Source organism: Betaproteobacteria bacterium (assembly GCA_016709965.1).
Taxonomy (GTDB): domain Bacteria; phylum Pseudomonadota; class Gammaproteobacteria; order Burkholderiales; family Rhodocyclaceae; genus Azonexus; species Azonexus amarohabitans.
This window is the reverse complement of the sequence record JADJLT010000001.1, coordinates 1,473,993-1,500,650: the sequence shown is the minus strand read 5'-3', so window position 1 is coordinate 1,500,650 and position 26,658 is coordinate 1,473,993. Positions and strand designations below refer to the sequence as shown.

Genomic DNA, 26,658 nt, shown 5'->3' with positions numbered 1-26,658 from the left:
GGCTCAAAAAACTGAAAGCGTCGCGCCCTTCAGATAGCCCCGCAGGCCCCACGGTCTCGGGGTTTTTGCATTTCATTCCCTCGTTATTTGATCTGTTTTATCAACCCTGAAAGGATTCAACATGTTCTGGCCATTCCTTGCTTTCACGATCGTTGGTGCCGGTGCCGTCAAGTTCGGCGCTATGTCGTCGGCCCTGCAAAATTCATCCAGCCCCCCCGGCCAGCCGGAAATTTTGATTGATCGAATTCGAGCGGGGGTGATCGCTGGCAAGAAACGCAATCAGCGCAAATAAAATGGGGCGCAAAAAAGTAGCCTTCAGGCCCAGGCGAAGCATGGCCCGCAGCAACCAGCGCAGGTTGTAACCCGTAGCGCACAGCACGGTATGCAGGGCGTCGCCGAGTTGTCCTTGAAGCCAGCAGCGATCCATCCGGTGATCCGACTTAAGATGGCCAATTGCTGGCTCCACCGCCTGTCGTCGCTTGAGCCAGAGGCGCTGCTGCCTGGTCAGCGACTTGTACTTGCCGCGATGAATGATCTCCACCTGGGGATTGTCACGATCGACGCCGCGAAAGCCCAGATCAACGACCACTTCCTTTGGCTCGCGTCCGACATCTTCGAGCAGGATGCGCGTCTGCTCGAGTTGCGCCGAGAGAATGTGACCGTCGTAAGGATTGCCGGGGAACGTCCGTGCCCCGACCATCAGACCGCTCTTGTGGGTGACGGCGATACTGGCCTTGACACCGAACTCGTAGGGTTTCCTGGCTTTCCCCTTGCCGATGCACTCGACTTCCGGTGCGTGCAGGGCGTACAGCTTGTTCTTATCCTTCGGTTGTTGAGTTCGGATGCGTTCGGCCCGCTCGAGCAAGCTGTTCAAATGGGCGATGGCACCCGGGGATTCGCTGGTTGCGCTTGCCAGTTTGCGACCGATTTCGCGCAGCACGATGCCAAGGATCGTGCGCTGGCGTTTGACGGTGCGCCGCAGTCGCTTGAACTGTTTGGCATGGGCGTAGCCGCCGGCTTTGCGGCGCAGTTCCTTGCCTTCCCGCACGAAGGTCTGTTTCAAGCCGATCCCGACACGCTTCGCGGCCTGCACGACCTTGGTCCGGGCGATCTCCAGCAAACGGCTATCGACCGGATGGGCGATGGCTTTCTCCTGGACGGTGGTGTCGACAATGACCCGCTCGAACTCTGCCGGACGTATGGCCTTGGTCTGCACGGCGGTGTCGATGGTGGCCTTGAGCAGTTCTTCCACCCCGGCTTCGCCGATGGCGGTGCGAAAGCGGCCAATCTGAGTGGCATCGCAGGGCAGTGTCGGCGTGTAGTGGTCATGACCACTGAAGTATTGCCAGACCACGTTTTCCGACCAGCGGGCAACCAGTTCCTCGTCGCTCAGATTGAAGGCGTGCTTGAGGTAGAGCAGTGCGGCCATCAAGCGGATCGGCAAACGCGGCCGACCGGCTGCACTGACGCCGGCGCCGGCAATCTCCAGCCTGGTCCCGAACAGGTCGCTGCCTGGCATCACCTGACCCGACCGATTCTTGCGGGCAAAGGCCGGTGCCAAAGCCGCTTCGATCTGGGCCCAAGGCATTCGACCCGCCAGCACCGCCAAGGGGTGACGGAGATCAATCATTTGATCGAGTCGGGCTCGGAAAAAATCGTCGGTGACCATCAGAACTTCCCTCAATTTCTCTCAGGTTTCCATGGCCATTATTTTAATTTCTTGGGGATTCCTTGGGGTGAATTTCCAGCGAAAACCGCCTACTCATGCGTCTTTCTGAGCTTTTGCAGGGCCGACTATGTCGGTCACGATTTCCGTACTGACGCTGGCACTTGAAGCGCTCATTCTGGCCAATCTGATTGGCGGTGGGATCTACCTGTGGCGGCGTTTCCGCAACAATCCATAAGCAAACCAGCAGTAACGATTAAGCATCAACCAGCCATGCCTGCCCTCTTCATGAGGCCGGGTTTTTTTTCGTCCACTTTTTGGAGATAACCATGATTCCTTACAACACCAAGGCTGTACTTGAACTGGCGGTCACTTTGATCACAACCATCACCAGCGAAGTGCTGGCCAGTCGCCAGGCAGCCAAGCGCGACACTCGACGCAACGTGGAGGATCGCCATGATCGTCCTTCGTAATCCGCTGACTGTCGGAGAAGTCACCGATCCATATATCCGCGAGCTTGCAAGCCTGCGTTTTGCTCAAGTCATGGCCGGCGAGCCCTATGACTATGACCGGCACGGCTACATGGTCGTGGTGGAGGTGGGCGACATCGTTGAGCAGCTGGAGCAGGCAATCAAGTTGCCCATCTTGCATGGCCTGTTCGATGACGTGCCCTTTGGCGATCCCGACTTCACCCCTTGTTTTGAAATCCTGGAGGAACATCAATATGAACACCGCACCGTCTATGAAATGGTCTTCATCAGCAATGACGATGGGGCTGCTACCGCGCTTTTTATTGCGGACACCGAAGGCATCGATGCCGATCTGTTGGCTATGTGCCGATCATTCGCCACCCCGGCTGTGAACATGCCATGAAGCATCGTTATCGAAGGCCGTCAGAAGTTCTCCCCCATCCGCCCCCGTCAGGTTCGCCTCTCGGGGGTTTCTCTTTATGGAGCCATGAATGAACGCGTATCCCGAGCCACAAGCTGAAGTTGTGGCGGTGTTGCTGCAACTTTTGAATGAGAACGAGCGTGAGGCGTTTGAGGAGCGCGCCGGGATTATTGAATTCGAAGCTGGAGCGTGCCGTGGTCATGCCGAATGTCTGGCGTTACTGGAAATCCTGCGGCGCCATTTCACGCTGAGCCGATCTAGTTGAGATCGAACTGCGCATTTATTTCCATCCTATATGAAGAGGGCCATTCCACGCCTCTATTCATTGGCGCTGTTTCTCGGTGCCACAACCCATCGAAAGGAAGTCCCATGAAGAAAGAAGCATTAACACCTGATTTGCCAATCCGCATTTTGAAGGTTGGCACCTGCTCCAGTCTCTCCGGCCGGTCAGAGCTGACGTATCACCTTGGCTGTAATGCTGACGCCGAGATCCATTTCCGTGTGGTGCAGAACAGCGGTAATGGTCAGTTTAATTCGCTCTGGGTGTCGCTGACCTTGATCGAGAAGCTACTGACTCAGCACCCTGCTGACAAACCGATGACTTCCCGAGTATTGCTGCCGGTGTTTCGCTCAAAGTCATCGAATAGTCCGGCATTTCTGTTTGTTTCGCTAAAGGCTGAAGGACTGGTCATGGCGGGAACGGAGAAGGATAGCGGCTATCTGCTGGGCGACATCGAGACATTCAAGCAAGCCATGTCGGCCTTGATTGCTGCTGGTGCTGATCTGGCAGTGGCAGCGGATGTGTCCTCTGAACCAGTAAAGAAGAAGCGTTCGGCCAAGGAGAGCGCCAGCAGCGCACCGGAGAAGGCATGACCGCAATCATTGCCGCTCTAATGGGTTTCATCATTCTTAGCTGCTTTACCAACACCAAAAGCCTGATCGCCATCATCGGTCTTGCTGCGCTGTACTACGTTTCACTCCCGGCATTCTTCGGCCTGCTGCTGATCTTGGGAGCCCTCTTTTACTTTTCCAAATGAAGGAGCAACACCATGTATGAATATCATCTGCTGACTGTTATCGACACGATGCTTGATCTGGATATGGCTGACTTGGCCGTGACCTCTGCGCACATGCTGGCTAATTTGTATTTCGACTGAGCGCATCATCGGCAATATTGCTCGGCCATGCCTTGGGGATTTCGGCTTGTCTTTATGCGTATAGTCATCTGTCGTTTGCCAGTGGCGATTTCGCTGACGTCTGTACCGAGCAGTATCACCTGTTGCGGGAGTCGAGGCCGGGGGGATTTTGGCGGCGACTGACTGAGGGGAGGGGGAGCAAAAAAACTAAAATCCTGGGAAACTGAAAACCTGATTTTCTGCGATGCCGGTGGAGGCAGATTTTCAGTTTTCCAGGATCTAGTACCCCCGACACCCAAAATTCTGATCCTGGATACAGGGCTTGATGAATAGTTTATTTTTCAATACACTCGGCCCGCGATGCTCGCAAAGTGGTCTGGTATATGTGCCCAACCGCCCAGACTTTAGACATCGGCCATTGGGAGGGTAATCACGTTCGATAGCGTGGTCACCCAAATAGCTAACGCTGTATGCGCGTAGACTATCGATAGCGCATGACAGTGTCGGATGACGACGATTGACCACCGTGGTCCACGCGATGGAGTTGGGATCATCTAGATTATTTGCGACAGCCTCATAAATGGGTTAGCGGACAGACAGAGGAGTTTTGCGCCCGAAATTCTGCTATCTATTCCCCCCGCTAACCGGGCGCACATCCCATATTAAGGTGTGCTATGGCCTATCAATTTGCAATGACTCAGCCCTCAGCGGCTGCTGTTCCCTCAACAAAAACAGTTCCACCCTTCGCCAGTAACCTAGAAGCCGCTCTGTTCTGGTTCGCGTATGGCTTAAAGGTCATACCAATCCTGGCCGGGACAAAAAAAGCTACCCTCTCATGGGATCCTTGGCTCGAAAACCTCTCCGAAGCGAAAATTAGAGTCCACTGGGGCAGATATCCAGAACACGAACTCGGGTTCATTGTCGGTGATCACGTAATTGTGTTCGATGCAGACAGCCCTGAAGCAATTGCAGCGCTTGTTGCCACCGAGAAGAAGCATGATCTCGCACCCCTGCTGATCGTCAAAACCTTAAGGGGCGAGCATCACCTCTTCCGGCGTCCCGAAGGTGCCTTCGCAAAATCTGATTCACACGACAGCAAAAAGCATCCAGCGCGTATCGATGTAAAGACTGGGCGCGGTCAAATCATTCTGCCGCCAAGCACTGGGAAAACGATTGAGGTGTTTCAGGCAAATAATGTCAATGAACTTTCCGAAGCGCCCCAAGAGTTCATTGATGCCGTCTTTAAACACAATGAACGTAAGGCCCCAAGAGTAGTTCAGCCTGGAGATGTATCAGCGGAATCCTCCCAACCACCGAGCGGAAATAATCTATTTTTCCTTGAAATTTTACTGAACCATATCGATCCGGGTTGCGGATATGAAGACTGGTTTAAGGTATTGGCGGCGATCTTCCATGAAACAAGCAGTAGTGATGAGGGACTGGCGCTTGCCATGGCATGGAGCAGCAAAAGCAGCAAATATCCAGGTGACCACGAAATGCGGGAAAAATGGGGTTCCTTCAAAATCGATGTTTCAAAACCTATCACGATTGGCACGCTGATCATGATGGCCACTGCATCAGGTATGGACTTGGATGCTGCTCGTGATGCAAGCATCCCTCAATTTGAAAAAATTACTCCACCACCAGGCGTTGAGACCAGCGCCACCCCCAATGTTCTGGATCAGTACTCTCTGATGGGTTGCTCAGAGGATCTGGAAAAGCATGTAGTTGAGCAACGTTTTGTGCTTGATCCAATTGCGCTCATGGGCCAAATGACATTTTTCTTTGCACCACCCAACTCAGGTAAAACACTGATCGTCCTCTTCTTGCTTATCGAGGCCATAAAACGGGGGCGTTTCAATCCATCCCAAGTTTATTACATCAATGTTGACGACTCTGCTCAGGGGCTCTTGGAGAAAAATATTGTCGCTGAAGAGTTTGGCTTCCACATGCTCTCCGAAGGGCATCGCTCTTTCTCTGCAGGCAACTTTCTAACTCTGATCATGGAGCTTGTCGATAAGGATCAAGCCACTGGCATCGTTATTATTTTGGATACGGTCAAAAAATTTGTTGATGTAATGCATAAAAAGGAGAGCAGCAGGTTCTCCACGATTTTGCGCAGTTTCATCACTAAAGGTGGCACCGTCATCGGTCTAGCTCATACCAACAAAAATCCCGGGCGAGATGGCAAACTCGTTGTGGGTGGCACCAGCGACATACGCGATGACTGCGACTGTGCCTATACGCTGTCAGCCGTGCAATCGCCGACTACCGATAATAAGGTCGTTGCGTTCGAGAACATCAAGTGTCGTGGTGGCGTCGCTCAGCGTGCAGCCTACAGCTACAGTACTGAATGCGGCATTTCCTATGGCGAAACACTCTGCTCGGTTCGTGCGATTGATGACACTCAATTCGAGCACCTAAAACAGGCCGAGGAAACCAAATCTGACAGCGAAATAATTGCCGCCGTCAAATTCTGCATCCGTGCTGGCGTGAATACAAAAATGAATCTTGCTGAGGCGGTGGCTCAACGTATCGGTGTCAGCAAACGCATCGCAATCAGAGTGCTTGAAAAATATACCGGTGTCGATCCTGCCCTTCATCACTGGATGTTTACTGTCAAGGATCGTGGCGCAAAGGTGTATGCCATTGTTGATCCGGTGCCTGACGACAACTGACCCGGCGCTCCTCGAGAAATCAGGTTTCCAGTTTCGCAGGTTTTCAGGTTTTTGTTGCGTCCGGGTGGAATTTGGGCCGCAGAAACTGACTGACGATGGTTTTTCGGGGATCTCTCCCGGCCCAACCCCCCCGAGTCGCCCCCGCCGCGTGCCGCCTTCGAGCAAACGGGGGGCCGGGATCACCACCCCTTTTCGACCAGCCCCGCGTCGCCACCGGGCACCGCCACGACGAAACCGGCGCAGTTGGACGCGATACGGCTGCCACAATTTTGATCAATTAAAAGGAATTTTCACTTATGAAAACAGAGTTAACCATTGGCCACCCTGCCACTACTATCGAGGTGTCACCATGATCATCGAACTAACCAAAGCCTTCATCGACACCGGCCTCATCGTTCCGCCGGGAGAGAAGAAAATTGAATTTTGTGACACCAACGTCCGTGGCTTGCTCATCCAGGCCAACGCTGCCGGGAAGATGCTGCCCACTTACTTTCTGCGCTTCAAGCGTGACGGCAAGACCGCCTATGACCGCCTCGGCACCATCAAGGAACTCTCCCTCGTTCAGGCGCGGAAATTGGCAACAGAAAAGAAGGTCGAGCACGCCAAGGCGGCAAAACAACCCGCCAAGGAAAAGCCGGTGCTCTGTGAAATGTCTTTGGATACCTTCATGGCTGATCATTACTTTCCGCACGTGAAGCTACACAAACGTAGCTGGGTCCGCGATGACCAGCTGTTCCGCATTCGCATCAAGCCCAAATTCGGCGAAAGCAGGCTTTGTGACATCACCCGTTACCAAGTCCAGCAGTTCCAGAACGATCTATCCACCTCGGGATTGAGCCCGGCAAGTCAGGATCACCACATCAAGCTCATCCGCCATGCCCTGAATCTGGCGGTGGAATGGGAATTCCTCGAAAGGAACGTGTTGAAAGGAGTGAAGCTGCTGAATGTCGAGAACCAGCTACATGATGTTGCCACCGACGAACAGTTGCAGCGTCTGGTGGAGATATTGCGTAACGACCACAATCGTCCTGTCTGCCATATTCTGATGTTCTTGTTGAGCACCGGCGCAAGATTGTCCGAAGCGCTGACCGCAACATGGGGTCAAGTGGATATGGAGAAAGGGCTATGGACGATTCCGGCATCAACAGCCAAGTCGAAGAAGTCTCGCACCGTGCCCCTGAATGAAAGTGCGTTATGGGTTTTGGCTGAAGCGGAAAAGATGAAACGGTTTGACGCCATCTTCGCCAACCCGGAAACGGAAAAGCCCTTCACCACCATTACGCGTGTCTGGTATCGACTGCGGAAGGCGGCAGGTATTGGCAAGATGCGTATTCACAGTTACCGACACCAGTTCGCGGACCTCGTCATTTCCAGTGGAAGAAGCCTCTATGACGTTCAGGTTCTCTTGGGTCATTCAGATCCGCGTGTTTCTCAAAGGTACGCAAGGCTGTCGATGCACACGTTGAAGGAGGCAGCGAACACGGCGTCGTTGCTTGTGCCGAAACTGAAATCGGAAGTGCCGCTACCAAACGGCGTGGTCGTGCCGTTCCAGAAAGTGGCATAAGTTTAGGGGCCGGGCGGGGTATGTCGTACTGATGTACCTCGCTCGGGTTTCGTTTGTGCCCGTTGCGGTTGTTCTGGGCTTCGGAGGCTAAACGGCTGGTTTCAGGTGCGGCAAAGCTGCCGTCTGCATGGCTAATTCGTGTACGCGATGACAGGCCGGAATTGGCCGAACTGAGACAGCAAAGAGCCAGCCGTTAAGCCGGCCCCGCCTCAATCAACTCAAAATCTGGCGCCTTAATCAACGGAATGGCATCCGAAACGGTGCCGTTTAGCCACTGCTCAACATCCGCCTGCTCGATAGCGACCACACTTCGCTTGTCCTGCTGATCTGCCGGAAACTTCGGATCTGGTTTGTGCATACGTGACATCAAGTGATGCTCGTCCGCATTGACCGTCAACATTGTGTAACTCTCGAAGATCTCGCCAGTGCTCGGGTCAATCCATGTATTCCAAAGACCAGCCAACCCCCACGGCAGGCCATCGGCGCGACGGAAGCGCCACCAGACATTCTTGCCGGTTTCCCAATTCGGTTCATCGAATGAGTTGGCCGGAATGATGCAGCGCTGGCTCTTGCGCCAGGCATCGCGAAAAGTCGGTTTCCCTGCGGCTTCTTCAGCTCGGCAATTGTTGGTTGAATACGTCAGCTTTGGGGTTTCGGACCAATCCGGAATCAAACCCCAGTTGCCGACGATCAATTCAATTCGCCCCGGCGTTGCGGCTCGCAGGAACGGGCCTGGAGCGCGCGGATAGACCTCCAGTCCCCACTTGGGTTGATTGTGTCGGCCGATGTGCCAGGCACGCTATAAGGCGGCCTCATCGGGGGCTACATAACGATTGCACATGCGCTGAGTCTAGCGGTTTTGATGGCGCCGGCTCAAGCGGCCTGACAACCCACCAGCCTTGCTTGTATTCTTTCTTTTCGGCGCCGGGCGTAACGTGAGCCTGCCAGCCAATCAGCAGAAAACCCTTGGCGGTCAGCCCACGCAAACGCCATCAGATGCGGCCGCAGAAATTGTTTATCCGCAATGTGCCTGTTTTCGGCCGATCTGCTGGTGTAGGATTTCCATATGCCATCACAATCAGAAAACATTGCTGAAGCCCAGCGGGAAGTCCAACGCAAGTTAGGGCGAAACTACCTACGCATCCAACAGTTGGAGGTCATGGTCAAATCCATGGTCGCTCATAGTGTCATCGAGAGCGAATCTGGAGACATGCACAGTTTCTTGGACAAAAGAAAACAAGATGTAGCCAAGAAGACCTTGGGTCAGGTCGTTGGCGATCTGACGACTGACCTCTTGTCGCTGCCGTTGAACGAGGAAGGCCAGCAACAGGAGCATCCAGGGGATCCAACCAAGATTCGGTTTCGCACCTCATTCCGAATCGAGATGTCGCCGGAAGATCATCAACGCACACAGCAGAGGCTTGCTGAGCTTGTCGAACTGCGGAACAAACTGGTTCATCACTTCATTGAAATCCATGACATCTGGACGGTAGCAGGCTGTGCCAGTGCAGATGCCTACCTCGACGACTGTTTTCGCCTGATCGACGAGCGCTTTGAGGAATTGAGAAAGATTGCTCAGCACCAAGATGAAGCCCAGAAGGAGATGGCTAATGTAATGCAGTCCGGTGAATTTGAAGACTTCCTGCTACATGGAATCCTACCTGGCGGCACTGGCGCGATATGGTCTTCATGCACCATCGTGAATCTCTTGCGCGATGCAGAGGCAACGCTTGCTGTGGATGGATGGACGCCCCTTGCCAGGGCCATTGAGTACATCTCCGACCAAGAGCCAAACCACACGCCGAAGCGCTATGGATGTTCAAGCTGGCGTCAGGTTCTGCACGAATCGGCGATATTCACCATTCGCCGCGAGCAATCAGAACCAGGGGTAGCGAAAGAGACCTGGTATCGCAGCCGTTCATTGTAGGAAGTCATGGGACTCAGAAGGTGACTGACCAAACGACAGCAACGGGTATCCGGCAGCTTTCAGAGTTGAGCAGCTATCCAACTAGACTTCTCACGATCAACAGTTCTGTGCGGTCATTGGTGAGGCGCATCATTGATGACTGGTATGCACTTGCTATTAGCCAATATCCGATTCAGATCTGTCAGAAAGAAAATGACGTGATTTACCGTGCTGCTGTTGTCAAAAGTCATCTGGCATGCTTTTGGGCTACTCGACTGTAGATGAGTTAAAGTCCACGTTTCTCGAGTTATACGGCGAAATGGTTGGCCACTTGGCATTCAAATGACTCCAAATTTCATCACAAATCCACATATAAACCTACTGCAGGTATGACTGAAAAAATTCTCGAGTCACCGGGGTGGAAGACGTTTTTCTCGGTGGTAATTCCTATTGTGGTCGGTGTCTTCTCCGGTACGCTTGTCACAGAACTTACGACGTCGACAGGTCTCAATTGGTCTGTCTTCTATAAAACAGTGAGTTTTTATGGCCTGCTAATCGTTGCCACGATCTCTTACATATATTTCCGAGCGGTTTATATGTACGAGCGCCAAATCGATCGATTCTTAGATGACGACTATTGCCGCGCCTATATGAGGAGTAAATGTCTTCCAGAGGCAGCGGAGCGTTACAAGGAATTAATTCGGTCTGGCCAGAAGGGCGACCTTACCAGTGCGATGAAAGAATTTGAGAAACTCTTGAAATGAAATTGCTACTTACCCCAGGATTTACAGAGAAACTTGCATCCTTGCAAAAGGAAGATCTGGCAGCGATTTATTCAATCGTTCAGCTTGTTCAGGAAACCGAGAAAAGCAAACTTGAGAGTGGCGCCGACGGAATTGAGTTTAGACAATTAAGCGATGATATTTGGTCTATGCGCGTTGGAAATTCCCGAGTGTACGGCAGCTTCGCAAGCGATGACGATGGTGAGTATTGCCTTCTGCTGGATATTTCAATTGAGGCTAATCGTTCGACGACTCCGTCAAACTTCTTCGCAGCTAAGGACCCAAGAAAAAACTCTTCGCTCAATCCGAATACAAACATGACGATCGACCCGCGCAGAAACATGACGATCGACCCACGCAGAAACATGACGATCGACCCGAACCGAAACATGACGATCGACCCGCGCAGAAACATGACGATCGACCCGCGCAGAAACATGACGATCGATCCGAACCGAAACATGACGATTGACCCAAGAAGAAATATGATGATCGATCCGAATCGAAACATGATGATCGACCCAAGAAGAAACATATCTTATGGGGGACCATTTGTTTACGATCAGCAGCTCATTCAAGAAGGGTTTGTGGTTCGGGCTAACGATAAAGTTTCACTGATCTTTGATAGCCGTGCTGCCAAATTTTCTTGCTTCGTTGTTTCTCATATAGCTAATGGTGCGAACATATTTGATCCGACAGGGCAGTGGATAGGGTTTCTCGTTTCTGCTAATAACGATGTGTCATTGCGTTTTGATACCTCCGGAAATTGGACTGGCCTTATTGTGTGAATTTCTAGGTCACCCGGCTAAACGATTGTTCGGAACCTGTCGCTTTGCTGACACCGTCCCTCATATGGCGCAACATCAGCAAAGGCTGGGGGGCGGGCAGGTTTCGGCTGCGACAAGCAGCCGTTCAGATCACGGTTCTGGAGAATAGGCGACTGCCGCATTTGGCCAAATGCGGAAGTGGCAGTCCGAGGCACCAGCGCAATATCGGCAGCGGATCGGTGAAATCCGGCGCATCCCATTGATGCTGTTCGACAAAATGGCCAGCCAGCAACCGATAAGCCACAAAAGTTCGGTAGGGGGTTCGGTAGGGTTTCGACGGTCGGCCGGAAGGGCAGGAAATTTGTTACAATTCTTCGAGTTGAGCGGATCGATGCAAGTCGAGTGATTTGTCTTGAAAATCCGCGTGTCCGTGGTTCGATTCCGCGATTGGCCACCAGAATAAAGTAAGAAGCCCTTGATCCTAGTGGTCAGGGGCTTTTTTCTTGTCGGTCGAGACGGTTTTCGGCCCATCCCTTCGAGGTTAGAAGCGGAAGTCGACCTTTTTGGGAACGATCAGGGTGCTAGGTTCGTTACCCTTCTTGCAGGCGACCATGTAAAGCAGGTTGCACTCCCAAGGCGTCTTGTCTTCCCAGTTCCTACCAACAATCCGAACTTTTCGTGTCGCAACCACAATAGTTGCGCCAAGGTTGCCTAGCTGATCAATGATGTCCTGCAGCTCAGCGTGAATGTCTAGCTTGGCGATTGCAGAGTAGTCTGTGGCGACATCGCGATAGTCGCGCATGTAGTCGGTTAGTTGTGCGAAGGTTGCTGCCGCTTCACCGGACAGCTCGTCCCGCTCACTGGTCATGTCCATCGTGGCTGATTCAGCATGCTGGGCAAGTACCTTTCCTGAACTCAGCATCGTGGCATTGATGGTCAGGTACTCTTCCTCAATCCGCTTGCGTTCGGCAGCCAGTTCATCGTCGCTAGGAATCAGCATCGGCTTGTTGAAAAGGTCGATGTCCTCGAACTCGAAGGCGCGAGCGAGTGCGCGGCGGGTGTCGGGTGCCGATGGCTCGCCACGTTCAGTTCGCTGGATTGTCCGCGTACTCAGACCTGACAACGCCGACAATGTTTCCTGTGACCATTGGCGCATCTCGCGGTAGGTTTTGATGAATGCTCCGAGTTCCTCATCGGTAATCAGACGCGGCTTGATTTGAGTTGTTTGGCTCATGGCGACATTCCTTGTGTTTTGAAAGTGTAGCCAGAATGCCCACATGCGTGATGGCAGAACACGACAGTTACCCGACAGCATTCCGCCAGTTGGGAAATATGTTGCGGCGGCGTCCTTTCATATTTCAGCAGAAAGTTCGGTAAGGTTCGGTGTCGATTACCTGGACGTTGTCACACAAAAAATTGCATCAGGCTGTCCTTCGGGGTTGCCTTTTTCATTCGTCTCAGAAGTGGTTTTCTAGCGCAAAATCATTTGCCACCAGCACGCCAGCTAGTACTCACAAGCACCAGTATATGGAGAGGAAAGCCATGTGACTGCAGTCTGGCCAAATCTAAAATTCGACCGTTTAGGATTCGAGGGCGGTGGGTTTGGTTGTTATGGCAGGCTGCTGCCCCCATTCACGGGCTAAACTATAAGGAAGCCAAGTTCTTCAGCAAAAGCTGGATGCGGTTGTGTCAAATGGATAAAATGCTCCAATTATGACAAGCCTCTTAGTACCCTCGATATAAAGCGTTGTGTCGTTGGTATTCGTTGCTCCGATGACTTGGTGTCGCCTCCGGGAAAGGAAATGCCGACAGTCTGGTTCCCCTCGATGACCACGATTGAGGCGGTGCTATTGAGGACAATCTTCCTTACTGCTCCTAATCCGCGACAAGCGACCCAAATCGCTGACTGAACTCACTGGGCGACAGGTGAAGAACCTGTCACGTACGTTGCGGATGATGGATGGTTACGGCCTGATGGAATTTAATAAGAACGTCCGCGAAATTGAATACATCGCTGCTGGCGACCAGTTTCAAGACTCTGATCGGTTGAGGCAGTCTGTAATGAAGACCCAAAGTGTCCCACAGAAAAACATCTTCGTTGAGCCCCGAAAGCGCCTGATTGATTGGGTGCGCAAGCAACTGATCGGGCCTCCAGATTCTATGGAAGACGGTTCGGATATCGTTGGTGTGTTGCCTACAGAGCGTTTCCCCAGTGGGGCACTGTATCCAATTTCTCCTTCCGGCGAAGGCATTGATCCTGCCGCCGATGATGGGGGTGAGGATGATTCCCTGCCCAACGGAACAGGAGAAACAAAAGAAGAGCCAGCGGTTGTGCGGCGCTATATACCGCCTTCTTCACTAGGTTTCTCGTTCTTCATCAAAGGGGAGAATATTCGCTTTCAAATTCTCTGCCGTGCTGCCCGGTACGAAAGAACCGAGCGAGATGAGCGTGGGCGGTTCAAAAATGTCTGGACTCGAAAAAGTACTGTCTCAGGAGTTCATGAAAACGACGAGTTTGTAAACGTTGCGTGCCCATCGAAAGATTCACGCCAGAGCTTTGAAAAAAAACTTGGCGGCAACGCCCGCCTGGACGTTGAGTGGCGGCGTTTCGCCGACGGCTGGATTGCGACGATTTCTCTTTGCAACTCGAATGAAGTCTTAAACGAAGAACAGACGGCAGGGGATTTTATCTTCGAACGCGCCGAAAAGACTTTGTTCGAAGCATCTCTGCGCTGCGTGATCGACGTTGGTGAAGTGGGAGCCTATCCTCGCGTGGATCGAAATCTGCTCGACAGGGAAGAGCAAGAGATCGAACTACAATACACACGACGACATGTCTATGCCATCGGTCACGGCTGTGCTGCTGAATGGAAAGTCGAAAGCGGCAAAGTGATCGAGATCTACTCCGATATGATGCCGGCGGTAGAAGTGCCGCAGATGACTGCCGACACTCGCGCAAGCGGCGATTCGGTTCTATCGCTTGCAAGGCTGTCAGCAATAAATGACATGCATGCAGGCATTCAGTCTGAACTCAATGCTTTCGTGGATGGATACGCCAATTGGGTTTCCGAACAAGAGAGAAGCATCACAGAACAATCAGAGGACGATCGCGCTGCGGCAATTCGCATCGTGGGTCGGATGCTCGTCGCAGTGTTGCGCATGCGCACTGGGCTGAGTTTGCTGAGCAAGGATGAGCGGGTTCGACAGGCCTTTACGCTGGCCAATCGTGCCATGCTGGATCAGATGCGCCAGAGCGATAGGCTGCATGGCAAGCCCCGCGGTGACGATGCCTACCGCTGGCGTCCTTTCCAGTTGGCATTTTTGCTGACCACCTTAGAATCCGCCGCAAATCCGGAAAGCGACTTCCGCGACACGCTCGACCTTATCTGGTTTCCGACTGGCGGTGGCAAGACGGAGGCATATCTTGGCTTGATTGCATTCCAGATCGCGTTGAGGCGCCTACGCTACCCTGATACGGGAGGTGGGACGACGGTTTTGATGCGTTACACCTTGCGCCTGTTGACGCGCGATCAATTTATACGTGCCACGCGCTTGATCTGCGCACTGGAATTGATTCGTCGTGAGCGCAATGACCTTGGCGTGGAGGCGATCTCTGTCGGCATGTGGGTTGGCGAAGCCACCAGTCCGAATACCTTCCAGAAGGCCGCAGAACTTTTGGAAAGGTCCTGCATCACTGGCGATAAACCGGCACTGGTACTCGACCATTGCCCTTGGTGCGGCGATGCTTTTTCGGCAAAACGCAATTACGACAGCACGGAACAGCGGTTTCATTTCTTGTGTAGAAATACAGATTGCAGTTTCGGTGCTTCTGTCTCTGGCAGGCTACCGTGCAACGTCGTGGACGAGGCCTTGTATGCCGAACCGCCAACCATGCTGGTCGCTACCGTGGACAAGTTTGCCCGGCTGGCCTGGGAAGAGCGTGCCAATGCCTTCTTCGGCGGAATGCGGCATTTGCCGCCAGAACTCATCATTCAGGATGAGTTGCACCTGATCGCGGGCGCACTCGGTTCAGTCGCTGGGCTGTATGAAGCGGCCATAGATACCGTCGTTCAATCGCGTGGCTTGTATCCGAAATACATTGCATCAACCGCCACCATTCGCATGGCGAGCCAACAGGTTAAACGGCTATATGGCCGAGACGTGGCCATATTTCCGCCGCCAGGCATGAACTGCGATGACTCTTTCTTTGCCAGAACGGTGCCTTTGACGCAGCGCCCGGGCCGCATTTACGTCGGCTATCTGGCGCCCATGCTAAACCGCCAAGCTTGCATGGCGCCGCTCGCCGCTACCCTATTGCTGGCCCCGAACGCCTTGTTTGGAAGCGAACAGGATCAGCGAGAGTTACTGGACGCATGGTGGACACAAATGGTGTATCACGGTAGCTTGAAGGGCGTGGGTAACAGTCATACGGCGTTTTCCAGTGCTGTCCGAGACTTTATGCGGCTGTTGCAACCCCGACCTGGAAATGACAATCGGACGACGCCCAGCATTGCCCAGCTAACTAGTCTGCAAACAGCCGAGCAAAATGCAGACATATTTGCCAGGTTGAACAGGGAATGCGATGTAGAGGGCTGCCTAGATGCAGTTCTGGCCACCAATATGATTTCAGTCGGGTTGGATGTGGGGCGACTTGGCTTAATGATCATCAACGGCCAGCCCCTGACCACAGCGGAATACATCCAGGCCAGCAGCCGTGTGGGACGAAGCGAAGTTCCCGGCTTGGTATTCGCCAATTATTATCGCGACCAGGCACGCAGCCTGTCACATTACGAAAGCTTTCGTCCGTATCACGACGCGTTCTATCGCTTCGTTGAACCCACCAGTGTCACGCCCTATACTTATCAGGCGCGGATGCGCGCCCTGCACGCGGCATTGGTCATCGTCATCCGCCACACAGGGAAAGGGATGCTTGGCAACGAAAATGCGGGTGATTTCGATCCGAGTGACGCATTAATTGCCAAGACCATTGATCGCCTAAAGCGACGCTGCAAGCAATCCGTTTCAGAGAACTCTGGCGACGTGGATGCGCATATCGACGCCCTTGTCGCGGAATGGCGGAACGAAGTCGAGCGCTGTCGTGATTCACGCAGAAAATTGGAATATCAGGTTCCAGATCGAGATACCGGGCGTGATCGTTTGCTCTACAACCACGATGACCGGATTCGTGGTCTATGGGCGACATTGCAATCCTTGCGCAATGTCGAAAACAGTGCACTGCTCAAGGCGCTCTAACCCATGTCCAATGAATTGATTCCAGTGCGTTTGTCACATGTGTTGGGCCAGAGCGGCGTCGGCGCGATTGTCCGTGGAGCGAATAGCCTGGCGGTGGTTCAGGACACCCGCCAGTGGACTGATCGCCAAGGCGAACCTGCCGGAAAACTGATTCCATACGTCGAGCGCGTCCGCGCCGCGCTGGAAATTTCTCAAGCGCTACGCGAGCCGCCGGTTGCCAAGGAGTTGGCCAATGGCCAGATCGATGGCAGTTGTGTGCCAGCAACGAGGTTTCCGTCCTGGATGCGCTGCCCGAGTTGCGGCGCGCTCTATCTGCGCCCGTGGAAAGATGCTCCGACTGAGAGCGCACCTCATTGCCATTGGGAGCAGTGCAAAAACAAGCCGAGATTGGAACAGGTTACTTGGGTCATGGCTCACCCGGCTGGATACTTGGCCGATGTGCCATGGCATTTTCTTGCCCATCGAGATGCACGCAATCCAGCCCAACATAACTGCAAGATACGCGACCGGCTTCAACTGATTGATCGTGGCTACGAACAGCGCATCTTGCGTTGTGATGCATGTAGTGCCGAGACAAGATTTCGCGGCGATGAACGACTACCCTTCGGCCAGGAACGCATGCAACCTTGGACAAAGGATGATTGCGCACCACCCGATATCGCACCACCCGGCGACCCCGATGAGGGCAGGCAAAACCTAGCCCAGGTGCTTGCCATTAATGACACCCGCGCCTATTCGCCCACAGTGGTATCCGTGTTGATCATTCCGCCGGAATCCCGCGTTCGCAAAGGCACTGTTGTCGATCTCCTCTATCGAAATTCGGTCGAGCGCAAAAAAATTGATAATGCCAGAACACCATTGGCGAAAAAGTCTGCCATCAAAACTCTGGCAACCGAGTACCGATGCCAACCACAGGATATCGAGGCTGCTTTGGCTGAACTCGATCGCGGATATCCCTTGTATGGCGAAAACCTCACGCCAGGACAGTTACGGGAGAGTGAGTTCGAGGCTTATCTGGAAATCCTGAAAGATCAGCGCGATGACGAAGATCTAGTTACGCGGAACAAAAGTGACGAATGGCGCGCATTGGAAGCTGCTGATGTGAGTGCAGAATCAAAAACCATTGTCCGCTGCGTTCAGCATCTTGTGCGCGTGGATAGACTCAAGGCAGTAAAAGTGTTCCGTGGATTTACTCGCCTTGGCGGCGAAGACCTAGTCCCGCCGGACATCGTTGGGCAGTCCGACTGGCTACCGGCAATTGAATTGTATGGAGAGGGCATCTTCATCGCGCTGGATGACGGCAAGTTGGGAAAGTGGGAACAACAACCTGCTGTGCTGTCACGACTCGAGAAATTGCAGCTTCGGTTTGCCCAATCTGGGCGCGAAGAGCCTAATCCGCTGACACCGCGCTTCATGCTGCTCCATACGCTGTCTCACCTGCTGATGCGGCAGATCGAATCCGAAAGTGGCTATCCGGCGGCATCACTTATCGAGCGTATTTATTGCACCCTTTCGCCGAAGCGCATGGCAGGCATTCTCATCCATGTCGCCGTCCCTGACCTCGCTGGCTCGTTGGGGGGCTTGGCGGAACTGGCCGAACCAAAGCGGTTTTTGGGCATTTTGTCACGGGCGCTGGAACATGCCCGTTGGTGTTCGCTCGACCCTGTGTGCAGTGAACACGATGGGCAAGGGCCGGGTCTGCTGAACAGATCCGCCTGCCATGCGTGCGCGTTGGTGCCGGAACCGGCCTGTGAATACGGCAATACTTTGCTGGATCGCAGCTTCATCAAAGGCGATGATAGTCATGGACTAACTTCATTCTTCGGCGTGCAGTGACCATGCCTGGAGACCGCACTCGCCGTTTTGTCCTGCCCGGCATTCAGGACCTTAACAAAGACCAGGACGAGGCGCTTGCCCTCCCCTTGGAGGGACAGCATCTCATCATTGGTGGGCCTGGAACAGGCAAGTCGGTGGTGGCCTTACTTCGTGCACGGAGATTGGCCGCAGATCAAAAAAAATATCGAATCCTTGTCTACAACCATTTGCTGAATGGTTCGAACCGACACCTGTTCGGTTTCACCCAACCATTGGTCTCAAATACTTGGGAAAAATGGTTCAGGGATATGTACAAGTACATTTTCAAAGTAGCAGTCCCTACAATACCCCAAGAAGATCCTGGTGCCTATAAACCGATTGACTGGAAAGCTGTCGAGAAAACATCTGACATCCATAAAGGGATTGAATTACCTCTGAACGGAAGCCATTTTTTGCTCATTGATGAAGGGCAAGATATGCCTCCCCAGTTTTATTTCACACTCGCAGGATGGGGAGCCGAAAATTTTTATGTCGTGGCTGATCAGAATCAACAACTGCAGCCTGATAAATGCAGTTCACGTCAAGACATCGAAAATGCCCTGGCAATCAATACGACGGACACTCTAGAGCTTAAGTCAAACTATCGAAATACCCGTCCCATTGCGCAGCTAGCACAGCACTTTTATCCAGCTGACCCCGCTAGCCCAAGGCCAGAACTACCCGATCCAAAAGCCACTGCTACATGTCCGGAGCTCTGGACGTACGGAGCTATTGGTCAGCCATCATTAAATGAAATCGTTGAGCGAATTCTTCAGTTGAGTGATCGTTTCCAAAGCAAACTTATTGGAATCATCGCCCCTGACAATGGAATTCGTGAAAGGTTTTATGAAGCCCTTATCAAGGCCAACCCAAGGTTGGACAATGACAAACCACTCATACAAACCTTTGTTTCTGGACAACAAGAACCGCTGGATTTTGGGCAAGGTGGAATCATGATCATCAACGCACAGTCCTGCAAAGGGCTGGAGTTCGATGTTGCCATTCTTGCCAATATCGATCAACACAAACCCAAGCTGGATATTCATACGCTGAAATCACGCTTCTATGTGATGGTGGCGCGCGGTCGGGAGCAGGTCATCCTGCTGCGCACCGGAAATGCTTGCCCAGTCGTGGAAAGTCTGCTTCCCACTGACTCGACCATCCTCGTCAGGAAAGACAAATGAAAACTACAAGCTCAAAGGAAAGAAGCGCACGGAAAATCGCACAGACATGGTATCTAGTTACCAACCATTTGAACTTGCTGTATATGCTGGCTGCCGGTCTGGTGATGGAGCCTTCCGGATTCCGTGGAAAGCACTATGTTGATTCGTTGGGTGCCATTCCAGGCTGGATCCCCTTGTTCCGAAATGCCATTCCGGCCAAGGCGCTTGAACAAGCCGTCAGCGAACGCAAGCATTTGCGCCCCTGCATTGTATCGTTTGATCTGTCGGGCGTTTCCGGCCCCGTACAAGTGTTGTCCCGAGAAGGCAAGATTCGCAATGCCGACTTTCCCAAAGTACGGCTTGGAAAAGATGATGACGCCATCCTCATCCGAGCGCCTCTACCTCTGACTTTGTTTTCCCGCATATGTTTCCTTACGGATGAAGACAAGAAGGTATTCGAGATCGCAGCCAAAGATGTTTCCAATGTGGACTTGAGGCCATATTGCATCGAAATCGAGAATTCCTTGCTTTGCAACACAACTGACGTTGCCTGGCCGCCAATACAATCAGGTAATCCCCGGCGCCGGAACACCCGTCAAAAGGAATCCAATAGCCAGCTAGGTGATTTGTTTGGCGGGGGGGAAGATGCTCCGCAAGTGTCGGCGGCCCAAATAAATCGTCACGTCTCTGCCCAGGCTTTGGGTGGATTACTTGCCATGCTTTATCACGGCGCCAGCCGTAGCGAGTTAGGGGTTAAGGTTTTTCAACTACTAACAGATTCTGTGCACAATCCAGATGGAACATTCATTCAAGACCCCATATTGGCAGAGTTGCCGAATTGGTTGAATGGAGGTGGACTTTCGGATCATTCACCCATTCCAGCTAGACTATATTGGGGGGCGGTGAACGCCCTTGTTGCGGCACAGGAAGAAAATCAATCATCACAACCTGTGGCCGTTGTACTGGAATACCTCGATGCTCAACTCACTCAGTTGACAGACGAGAAATACAGATCTCGTCTGGAGCGGTTGATCGCAGATATGCGAGGCTTTCTCGGCCTTGGCGGCGGGACTATTACTGAACTTTTCGAGCGCAACAAAGGTTCCCTATCACGACCATTGCTATTGTTCTGCTTGCGTGAACATTGCGTGGATCTGCTTGAATTCTCGCACCCTCTTTTGAGTGATGCCGAGTTTCTGCTTGCGGGCATACTATTCGGACTCCGGGATGGTTGGCTGAGGCTGCCTTACGAGATGAGAAACCAGGCACTGTCTGACTATGTCATGTACCGCATTTCGTGTGTCGCACATCAAAAACAAGGGGACGTTTTATCGCTCGCTGAAACGCCAAGCCCGCAACCTCTGCGTGCTCTCTTTCCCTCGGATGCAGATGCGTGGCATAAGAGCCAAACGAATGCTGCTATTGAAATCGCAAAAAGCAGCAAGTGGCGGGATTGCATCGAAATGATTGTTGCATCGGCTGACGGTTCTCCTCTAGATGAGCCAAAGCAGGAAAGCGGAAAATTCATTTTTCACGGGGAAACGACTTCAACAATTGAAATCAGGCATCAAGCTTTCTTAAAGCGTCTTGGGGAATGGCCACCAATCGACACAGAGTTGGAGCTCAAAATAAGGGGGTATCTAAATCCCAAGATAAAAGGGGAGATAAACTTAGTATGAGGATGATTCCCCGCGAGCCCCTGCATACTAATAGTGATGCGGAAAAGCGCGTATTTGATCAGTTGCGAGCAGCATTTTCTGGGCCAGACCAAATGGCCTGGTTTTCCATGCACTCACTCAATCTCCCTCGGCACGAATACAAACGATTCGGCGAGATTGATTTTATCGTATGTGGTCCTGATGGCCTGCTTGTTCTCGAGGTTAAGGGAGGCGGCGTGTCGTGCCGAGATGGAGTCTGGGTAACAAGGAATCGCTACGGTGAGACAGACCGGCTAAAGGAGTCTCCCTTTAAACAAGCCGAAGGTGCTCTGCATGGCTTAAGGAAAAAGCTCCCTCATCTGCTTGAGCCTGTTTTTGTTTCAGGTTACGGCGTAGTTATGCCAGATGTAGAAAACCTGCCCGAAAGCGCTGAGTGGGACCGCGCAGTATTTGCGGATGCCAAAGACTTCAAACAGTTCGAGAAGTGGCTGAGCCGACTCATCAAACACTGGAGTGCGAAAGATCCACGCAAACCACATGCGACATTCGAGCAACTGAAGCAGCTACAACAACTTCTGCGCCCCGATTTCGAGGCCGTAGTTCCGATGCACGTAACTGCTGGTGCGGTCGAGTCCCGGATTGCCCGACTGACGGAAGACCAACTACGCCTGATTGATGCAGTTGAAGCCAATGACCGCGTTATCTGTTCAGGCGGTGCGGGAACAGGGAAAACGATGCTAGGTCTCGAGTTGGCGAAGCGCTGGACTGCAGCCGGGATGACCGTTGCTATGACCTGCCATTCGCCTTGGCTGAAGAGTTTTTTGGACCGCGTCCCCTTGGCTGGATTAACGGTCTGCTTGTCTGACTCCATCCATCTCGCAGCAAGAAGAAACGGCATCGAGAAATTCGACGCCGTGGTCGTCGATGAAGGGCAAGACATCTTGAATATGGAGAGTCTGTCAAAGCTGGATGCGTACGTGAAAGGCGGACTTGATAAGGGGCGCTGGTGTTTTTTTCACGATATCAACAATCAATCTGGATTGTGTGGTGCATATGTACCTGATGCCTATGAATACCTGAGCATATTTGCGCCGACAAAAATACCGCTAAGAACGAATTGTCGAAATTCACTGCCAATCTTAAATCGTATCCAAGATGCGCTTCAGGCAGACATGGGCAATTCTGGTGTCGGAGACGGACCATCAGTTCGTGAGTCTTTTGCAAATGATCATCAAGAGGCAATCCAATTTATTGAGCATGAACTAGAAACTCTTACCGAGAAAGAGGGGTTCATGTATGGCGACATAGTCATTCTGTCTCATTTGCCATTTGCGGCTTCTTTGGCTTCCTCCTTGTCTCACCGTTGGCGCAAGTCGATTTCCATTCTGGATGGTGCTTCACCGCTCAGTTCAGTCAGACAGACCATCGGATTTGCCCAGATCCCGGATTTCAAAGGACTGGAGAGTGAGGTCATCGTGCTTGTCGATCTTCCTACACCTGGCTCCAGCGCAGACCTGCTCTCACTCCACTACGTGGGGATGAGCAGGGCTCGTGTGGTGTTAAGCATGATTACTGTTGTCGGCTCGTAGGGGAGCCGGCAAAGTTGCCGCTTTCGACGCGTATCCATAATCTGCGCGACACCAGGCATGAGTCTTCGATATGCGCATCTGGCGGACAAGATGCTGCATGAAGCCAGTTCGTTTGTGGGAAGTGCGGTGACTGATGCTGTTGCGGCAGCCAGGGCCAAGCTTAAGGAAGCGGAAGAGAAGAATGCCGAGCTTGAGGCGGTGGCTTGAGATGTTTTCAAAGTGACTCTAATTTGAAATCCGGAATGGCAATGGCCATTCCGGATTTTTTTGTGAGGCCTGGCGCTTGCAACGCTTGTTTTTCGATTTATTCATTGTGCTAATGACTATTCAAGCGGGTTGGTCATTGGAAAAATGACATTTCTCGACCAAACTGATGAACTTGAGCTTCGTATCATCTCGGATGCGCCGTCTTGATGAAGAAAGTGCTGAATCTCGGTCTGCAGCGCACATCCAAAAAACCAATTAGAAATGATTCAATGAGCACCAACATCTTCCAAAATATATCCAAGATTGAGGCCAGCCTTTGGGAAGCTGCTGACCAACTGCGCGCCAACTCCAAACTGACCAGTAGCGAATACTGCATGCCTGTACTTGGCGTGATCTTCCTACGCCATGCGACCAACCGCTATAACGCGGCCGTGCTATCTATCGAGGCAGATCAGGCTGCCGGCAAGATGCCCAAGCGACCCTTGGTGAAAGGGGATTTCATCAAACGTCGAGCCCTGCTTTTGCCTGAGACTTCTCGCTACGACAGCCTGCTCAAGTTGCCTTCCGGTAGCAATCTCGGTGCCGCGCTGGTTGACGCCATGAATGCCATCGAAGCCGATTTCGAGCCTCTGGCTGGGCAGTTGCCCAAGGATTACGATCGTTTCGACAACAAGCTGCTCGAAGACCTGCTACGCAATTTCGACTCGGAGGCGCTGCGCAAGGCGAGTGGCGATATTTTCGGGCGCATCTACGAATACTTTTTGATGAAGTTCGCCATGCAGGGTGCGCAGGATAACGGTGAGTTTTTCACCCCGCCCTCGCTTGTCCAGACCATCGTCAATATCATCGAGCCTGATCACGGTGTGGTCTTCGATCCGGCCTGTGGTTCAGCCGGTATGTTCGTGCAATCCAGCCATTTCATCGAGCATGAAGGTCTGGACACCATGCAGCGCGTCACCTTCTACGGTCAGGAAAAAACTGGCACTACCATTCGTCTGGCCAAGATGAACCTAGCCGTGCACGGCTTGGAAGGCGATATCCGCGAAGCAAATTCATTTTACGACGATGTGCATCGCCTGCAGGATGGCCGTGCCCTTTGGGGTAACTGCGATTTCGTAATGGCGAATCCGCCATTCAACGTCGATATGGTCGACGCTGAGCGTGTAAAGGATGATCGGCGTCTTCCTTTCGGTTTGCCTGGCGTAAACAAGGAAAAAAACGTTTCCAACGGCAACTATCTGTGGATTTCTTATTTCCACAGCTACCTGTCGGAGAAAGGTCGGGCCGGTTTCGTCATGTCCTCTCAGGCCAGCAGCGCTGGCCATGGGGAAAAGGAAGTCCGCCGCAAGCTGGTCGAAACCGGTGATGTCGACGTGATGATCGCTATCCGTCCAAATTTCTTCTACACCCGCACTGTCCCCTGTGAGCTTTGGCATTTTGACCGTAACAAATCGGTCGACCGCAAAGACCAAGTGTTAATGCTCGATGCCCGCCACATTTACCGCAAGGTCACGCGCAAGATTTACGACTTCAGCCCAGAACAGCAAGCGAACCTGACTTCCATCGTCTGGCTTTATCGCGGCCATCGTGAGCGCTTCGTCCAACTGGTCGAGCAACATATCGACAGCGCGATCAATGCGGCACAGGCTAGCTTCCTCGATGAATCCGGCGATACGCCCTGTGATCCGCTGGACGATTTCCGGTGGGCTTATGCCGAATTGCGCAATCTCATCACTCCGTTTGTCGAAGGCATGGGCGAAGCATCGCCGCACGCCAGCGCGCTGGCCGAATATTGGGATAGCACCAACGACCCTGTCGGCCAGATCGAAGCATTCCGCTTGTTTGCCGGAGATGTGCAAAAACACTGGAACCTGTCAGACGAAGGAATGGCCGGAGCGGTAGATGTACATGACCCCCAGCTTATGCCTCTGGCCGAGCAAAGCCGCAGCCTGATCGCCGCGCTTGATCACGCCTTTAAGGTCACTTCACGGACGATTGATCTGTGCGAAAAGGAACTGGCCGCCAAAGACAGCGCGAAGTGGAATAGCCGCGATATCAACAAGGCCCGCAAAGCCGCCGAAGCTTCTCGCCATGCGGCAATTGAGAGTCTGAAACAAGTCCGCTATTACCAACGCCACGCAGCCTGGCTGATCGAGCGCTTCCCCAATGCCGAAATGCAGGATGTACTGGGTTTGTGCAAAGTAGTGAGTCGCGCCGATATCGCTGCTGCCGACTGGAGCCTGACGCCCGGCCGCTACGTCGGCGTAGCACCAGCGGAGATTGACGAGGACTTCGACTTCGAGCAGACCATGCGTGATATCCATGTCGAACTGGCTGATCTGAACCGCGAGGCGGCGGAATTGGCGGCGAAGATCCTGGAGAGTTTTGAGGGGTTGGGGGCATGAGTTGGCAATCATGCCGACTAGGTGACGTGATGATGCTGAAGCGTGGTCACGATCTACCTGAACATGCGCGCCAAGACGGTGAGGTGCCTGTCGTTTCTTCGTCTGGCATTACTGGGTTTCACAAAGAGGCAAAGGCAAAAGCACCCGGTGTCATCACCGGTAGGTACGGAACCATCGGCGAAGTTTTTTTTCTTGAAGAAGATTATTGGCCATTAAATACCGCACTGTATGTCATCGACTTCAAAGGAAATGACCCTCGATTTTCCGCATATTTCCTACGAAATATCTTGAAAGGCTACCAAAGTGAAAAAGCGGCAGTTCCTGGGGTGGACCGTAATGTCCTTCATGAGATAAAGGTTCTTGTTCCGGACTACGAGATACAGTGCCGTATCAGTCGTACACTCTCTGCCTACGATGAATTGATTGAAAACAACCGGCGGCGAATGGCTCTGTTAGAAGAGTCGGCGTGGCTGCTCTACAGTGAATGGTTCGTCCGCCTCCGCTTTCCTGGGCATGGACACACTGATGTCATAGATGGCGTGCCCGAGGGATGGGAGAGAAGGGCGCTGTCAGAATTATGCGAATTAATTGAATACGGCTATACCGCCAGTGCGGATCGAGATCAGGTCGGCCCGAAATTTCTACGCATAACCGATATAGTTCCCGATGCGATTGATTGGTCCGAAGTTCCATACTGCCCAATTGAGGACCGCAGGCTGGAGAAATTTCGGCTTATTGAGGGAGATATCGTGATTGCTCGCACGGGGGCAACCGTTGGTTACGCAAAACGTCTTCATAAGCGTCATCCAGAATCGGTATTTGCATCGTACTTGGTGCGTCTGAGGTTACGTCCAGATGTGGACAATGTCATGGTTGGCATTTTCGTGGAGTCGGATGCCTACAAAAATTACGTCCAGTCGCGAATTGCAGGGGCAGCGCAGCCAAATGCAAATGCACGAGTTCTTTCTGCTGTAGAGATGCTGGTTCCGCCACAGCGCATTCAGAGAGAATTCCACGAATTTGTCGAGCCATTGATAGATGAACAAGAAGTGCTGCAACTTCAAAACCAAAAACTCTGCGCTGCTCGCGACCTTCTGCTACCTCGCCTGATGAGTGGCGAAATCAACGTTTGATTGAGA

19 protein-coding genes and 3 pseudogenes are annotated in these 26,658 nt (G+C 52.6%); 19 read left to right on the top strand and 3 right to left on the bottom strand.

From position 1 onward, the window contains the following. Positions 1 to 313: 313 nt before the first annotated feature. Positions 314 to 1,669, bottom strand: a pseudogene (locus IPJ12_07450) (IS5 family transposase). Positions 1,670 to 1,995: 326 nt separating this feature from the next. Here IPJ12_07450 and IPJ12_07445 point away from each other — a divergent pair. The 7 genes from IPJ12_07445 (at position 1,996) to IPJ12_07415 (ending at position 7,935) form a co-directional block, all read left to right on the top strand. Beyond that, the gene (locus IPJ12_07445) at positions 1,996 to 2,139 is read left to right on the top strand and encodes a hypothetical protein (protein MBK7646977.1); all 144 of its coding nucleotides are present in this window, start codon (positions 1,996 to 1,998) and stop codon (positions 2,137 to 2,139) included. Further along, the gene (locus tag IPJ12_07440; GenBank protein ID MBK7646976.1) at positions 2,123 to 2,539 is read left to right on the top strand and encodes a hypothetical protein; all 417 of its coding nucleotides are present in this window, start codon (positions 2,123 to 2,125) and stop codon (positions 2,537 to 2,539) included. The genes IPJ12_07445 and IPJ12_07440 overlap by 17 nt, the downstream gene beginning before the upstream one ends. An 88-nt stretch (positions 2,540 to 2,627) precedes the next feature. Beyond that, positions 2,628 to 2,822 (top strand): hypothetical protein, encoded by a 195-nt coding sequence (locus tag IPJ12_07435; protein ID MBK7646975.1) that lies wholly within the window; start codon positions 2,628 to 2,630, stop codon positions 2,820 to 2,822. A 104-nt stretch (positions 2,823 to 2,926) separates the two neighbouring features. Further along, entirely contained in the window at positions 2,927 to 3,430 is a 504-nt protein-coding gene (locus IPJ12_07430) for a hypothetical protein (GenBank protein ID MBK7646974.1), read from the top strand. Next, on the top strand, positions 3,427 to 3,594 hold the full coding sequence (locus IPJ12_07425) for a hypothetical protein (GenBank protein MBK7646973.1): 168 nt from the start codon (positions 3,427 to 3,429) through the stop codon (positions 3,592 to 3,594). Before IPJ12_07430 ends, IPJ12_07425 begins: the two co-directional genes overlap by 4 nt. A gap of 773 nt (positions 3,595 to 4,367) precedes the next feature. Further along, the gene (locus IPJ12_07420; protein MBK7646972.1) at positions 4,368 to 6,371 is read left to right on the top strand and encodes a PriCT-2 domain-containing protein; all 2,004 of its coding nucleotides are present in this window, start codon (positions 4,368 to 4,370) and stop codon (positions 6,369 to 6,371) included. 349 nt (positions 6,372 to 6,720) lie between these two features. Continuing rightward, the gene (locus IPJ12_07415) at positions 6,721 to 7,935 is read left to right on the top strand and encodes a tyrosine-type recombinase/integrase (GenBank protein MBK7646971.1); all 1,215 of its coding nucleotides are present in this window, start codon (positions 6,721 to 6,723) and stop codon (positions 7,933 to 7,935) included. A 193-nt stretch (positions 7,936 to 8,128) separates the two neighbouring features. On the opposite strand, the pseudogene IPJ12_07410 reads toward IPJ12_07415, so the two are convergent. After that, a pseudogene (locus tag IPJ12_07410) lies at positions 8,129 to 8,776 on the bottom strand (SOS response-associated peptidase family protein). 225 nt (positions 8,777 to 9,001) lie between these two features. On the opposite strand from IPJ12_07410, the gene IPJ12_07405 reads away from it, so the two are divergent. The 3 genes from IPJ12_07405 to IPJ12_07395 all read left to right on the top strand — a co-directional run bounded on the left by IPJ12_07405 (position 9,002) and on the right by IPJ12_07395 (position 11,411). Further along, positions 9,002 to 9,862, top strand: a complete 861-nt coding sequence (locus IPJ12_07405) for an OST-HTH/LOTUS domain-containing protein (protein MBK7646970.1) — start codon at positions 9,002 to 9,004, stop codon at positions 9,860 to 9,862. Between the two features lie 368 nt (positions 9,863 to 10,230). Then, entirely contained in the window at positions 10,231 to 10,605 is a 375-nt protein-coding gene (locus IPJ12_07400) for a hypothetical protein (GenBank protein MBK7646969.1), read from the top strand. Further along, positions 10,602 to 11,411 (top strand): hypothetical protein, encoded by an 810-nt coding sequence (locus IPJ12_07395; GenBank protein ID MBK7646968.1) that lies wholly within the window; start codon positions 10,602 to 10,604, stop codon positions 11,409 to 11,411. The genes IPJ12_07400 and IPJ12_07395 overlap by 4 nt, the downstream gene beginning before the upstream one ends. A gap of 520 nt (positions 11,412 to 11,931) precedes the next feature. Here the strand turns inward: IPJ12_07395 and IPJ12_07390 are convergent. Beyond that, on the bottom strand, positions 11,932 to 12,624 hold the full coding sequence (locus tag IPJ12_07390) for a helix-turn-helix domain-containing protein (protein MBK7646967.1): 693 nt from the start codon (positions 12,622 to 12,624) through the stop codon (positions 11,932 to 11,934). 505 nt (positions 12,625 to 13,129) lie between these two features. Here IPJ12_07390 and IPJ12_07385 point away from each other — a divergent pair. The 9 genes and pseudogenes from IPJ12_07385 to IPJ12_07345 all read left to right on the top strand — a co-directional run bounded on the left by IPJ12_07385 (position 13,130) and on the right by IPJ12_07345 (position 26,652). Continuing rightward, positions 13,130 to 13,397 (top strand): annotated as a pseudogene (locus tag IPJ12_07385) (transcriptional regulator). A 54-nt stretch (positions 13,398 to 13,451) separates the two neighbouring features. After that, on the top strand, positions 13,452 to 16,643 hold the full coding sequence (locus tag IPJ12_07380) for a helicase (protein MBK7646966.1): 3,192 nt from the start codon (positions 13,452 to 13,454) through the stop codon (positions 16,641 to 16,643). Positions 16,644 to 16,646: 3 nt separating this feature from the next. Beyond that, the gene (locus IPJ12_07375) at positions 16,647 to 18,479 is read left to right on the top strand and encodes a DUF1998 domain-containing protein (GenBank protein MBK7646965.1); all 1,833 of its coding nucleotides are present in this window, start codon (positions 16,647 to 16,649) and stop codon (positions 18,477 to 18,479) included. A 2-nt stretch (positions 18,480 to 18,481) separates the two neighbouring features. Next, entirely contained in the window at positions 18,482 to 19,681 is a 1,200-nt protein-coding gene (locus IPJ12_07370) for a hypothetical protein (protein MBK7646964.1), read from the top strand. Beyond that, positions 19,678 to 21,339: a hypothetical protein gene (locus IPJ12_07365; GenBank protein MBK7646963.1), complete on the top strand. Its 1,662-nt coding sequence runs from the start codon at positions 19,678 to 19,680 to the stop codon at positions 21,337 to 21,339. The genes IPJ12_07370 and IPJ12_07365 overlap by 4 nt, the downstream gene beginning before the upstream one ends. Next, positions 21,336 to 22,907: an NERD domain-containing protein gene (locus tag IPJ12_07360; protein ID MBK7646962.1), complete on the top strand. Its 1,572-nt coding sequence runs from the start codon at positions 21,336 to 21,338 to the stop codon at positions 22,905 to 22,907. Before IPJ12_07365 ends, IPJ12_07360 begins: the two co-directional genes overlap by 4 nt. A gap of 57 nt (positions 22,908 to 22,964) precedes the next feature. Beyond that, positions 22,965 to 23,114 carry a hypothetical protein gene (locus IPJ12_07355; protein ID MBK7646961.1) on the top strand — a complete coding sequence of 50 codons (150 nt, stop codon included), beginning with the start codon at positions 22,965 to 22,967 and terminating at the stop codon, positions 23,112 to 23,114. A 269-nt stretch (positions 23,115 to 23,383) separates the two neighbouring features. After that, on the top strand, positions 23,384 to 25,519 hold the full coding sequence (locus IPJ12_07350) for an N-6 DNA methylase (protein MBK7646960.1): 2,136 nt from the start codon (positions 23,384 to 23,386) through the stop codon (positions 25,517 to 25,519). 29 nt (positions 25,520 to 25,548) lie between these two features. After that, positions 25,549 to 26,652: a restriction endonuclease subunit S gene (locus IPJ12_07345; protein ID MBK7646959.1), complete on the top strand. Its 1,104-nt coding sequence runs from the start codon at positions 25,549 to 25,551 to the stop codon at positions 26,650 to 26,652. Positions 26,653 to 26,658 lie beyond the last annotated feature (6 nt).

What these genes read in the sequence shown, in the direction of transcription:
- IPJ12_07445 (MBK7646977.1), top strand. Translation starts at nt 1,996, where the DNA reads ATGATTCCTTACAACACCAAGGCTGTACTTGAACTGGCGGTCACTTTG.
- IPJ12_07440 (MBK7646976.1), top strand. Translation starts at nt 2,123, where the DNA reads ATGATCGTCCTTCGTAATCCGCTGACTGTCGGAGAAGTCACCGATCCA.
- IPJ12_07435 (MBK7646975.1), top strand. Translation starts at nt 2,628, where the DNA reads ATGAACGCGTATCCCGAGCCACAAGCTGAAGTTGTGGCGGTGTTGCTG.
- IPJ12_07430 (MBK7646974.1), top strand. Translation starts at nt 2,927, where the DNA reads ATGAAGAAAGAAGCATTAACACCTGATTTGCCAATCCGCATTTTGAAG.
- IPJ12_07425 (MBK7646973.1), top strand. Translation starts at nt 3,427, where the DNA reads ATGACCGCAATCATTGCCGCTCTAATGGGTTTCATCATTCTTAGCTGC.
- IPJ12_07420 (MBK7646972.1), top strand. Translation starts at nt 4,368, where the DNA reads ATGGCCTATCAATTTGCAATGACTCAGCCCTCAGCGGCTGCTGTTCCC.
- IPJ12_07415 (MBK7646971.1), top strand. Translation starts at nt 6,721, where the DNA reads ATGATCATCGAACTAACCAAAGCCTTCATCGACACCGGCCTCATCGTT.
- IPJ12_07405 (MBK7646970.1), top strand. Translation starts at nt 9,002, where the DNA reads ATGCCATCACAATCAGAAAACATTGCTGAAGCCCAGCGGGAAGTCCAA.
- IPJ12_07400 (MBK7646969.1), top strand. Translation starts at nt 10,231, where the DNA reads ATGACTGAAAAAATTCTCGAGTCACCGGGGTGGAAGACGTTTTTCTCG.
- IPJ12_07395 (MBK7646968.1), top strand. Translation starts at nt 10,602, where the DNA reads ATGAAATTGCTACTTACCCCAGGATTTACAGAGAAACTTGCATCCTTG.
- IPJ12_07390 (MBK7646967.1), bottom strand. Translation starts at nt 12,624, where the DNA reads ATGAGCCAAACAACTCAAATCAAGCCGCGTCTGATTACCGATGAGGAA.
- IPJ12_07380 (MBK7646966.1), top strand. Translation starts at nt 13,452, where the DNA reads ATGAAGACCCAAAGTGTCCCACAGAAAAACATCTTCGTTGAGCCCCGA.
- IPJ12_07375 (MBK7646965.1), top strand. Translation starts at nt 16,647, where the DNA reads ATGTCCAATGAATTGATTCCAGTGCGTTTGTCACATGTGTTGGGCCAG.
- IPJ12_07370 (MBK7646964.1), top strand. Translation starts at nt 18,482, where the DNA reads ATGCCTGGAGACCGCACTCGCCGTTTTGTCCTGCCCGGCATTCAGGAC.
- IPJ12_07365 (MBK7646963.1), top strand. Translation starts at nt 19,678, where the DNA reads ATGAAAACTACAAGCTCAAAGGAAAGAAGCGCACGGAAAATCGCACAG.
- IPJ12_07360 (MBK7646962.1), top strand. Translation starts at nt 21,336, where the DNA reads ATGAGGATGATTCCCCGCGAGCCCCTGCATACTAATAGTGATGCGGAA.
- IPJ12_07355 (MBK7646961.1), top strand. Translation starts at nt 22,965, where the DNA reads ATGAGTCTTCGATATGCGCATCTGGCGGACAAGATGCTGCATGAAGCC.
- IPJ12_07350 (MBK7646960.1), top strand. Translation starts at nt 23,384, where the DNA reads ATGAGCACCAACATCTTCCAAAATATATCCAAGATTGAGGCCAGCCTT.
- IPJ12_07345 (MBK7646959.1), top strand. Translation starts at nt 25,549, where the DNA reads ATGATGCTGAAGCGTGGTCACGATCTACCTGAACATGCGCGCCAAGAC.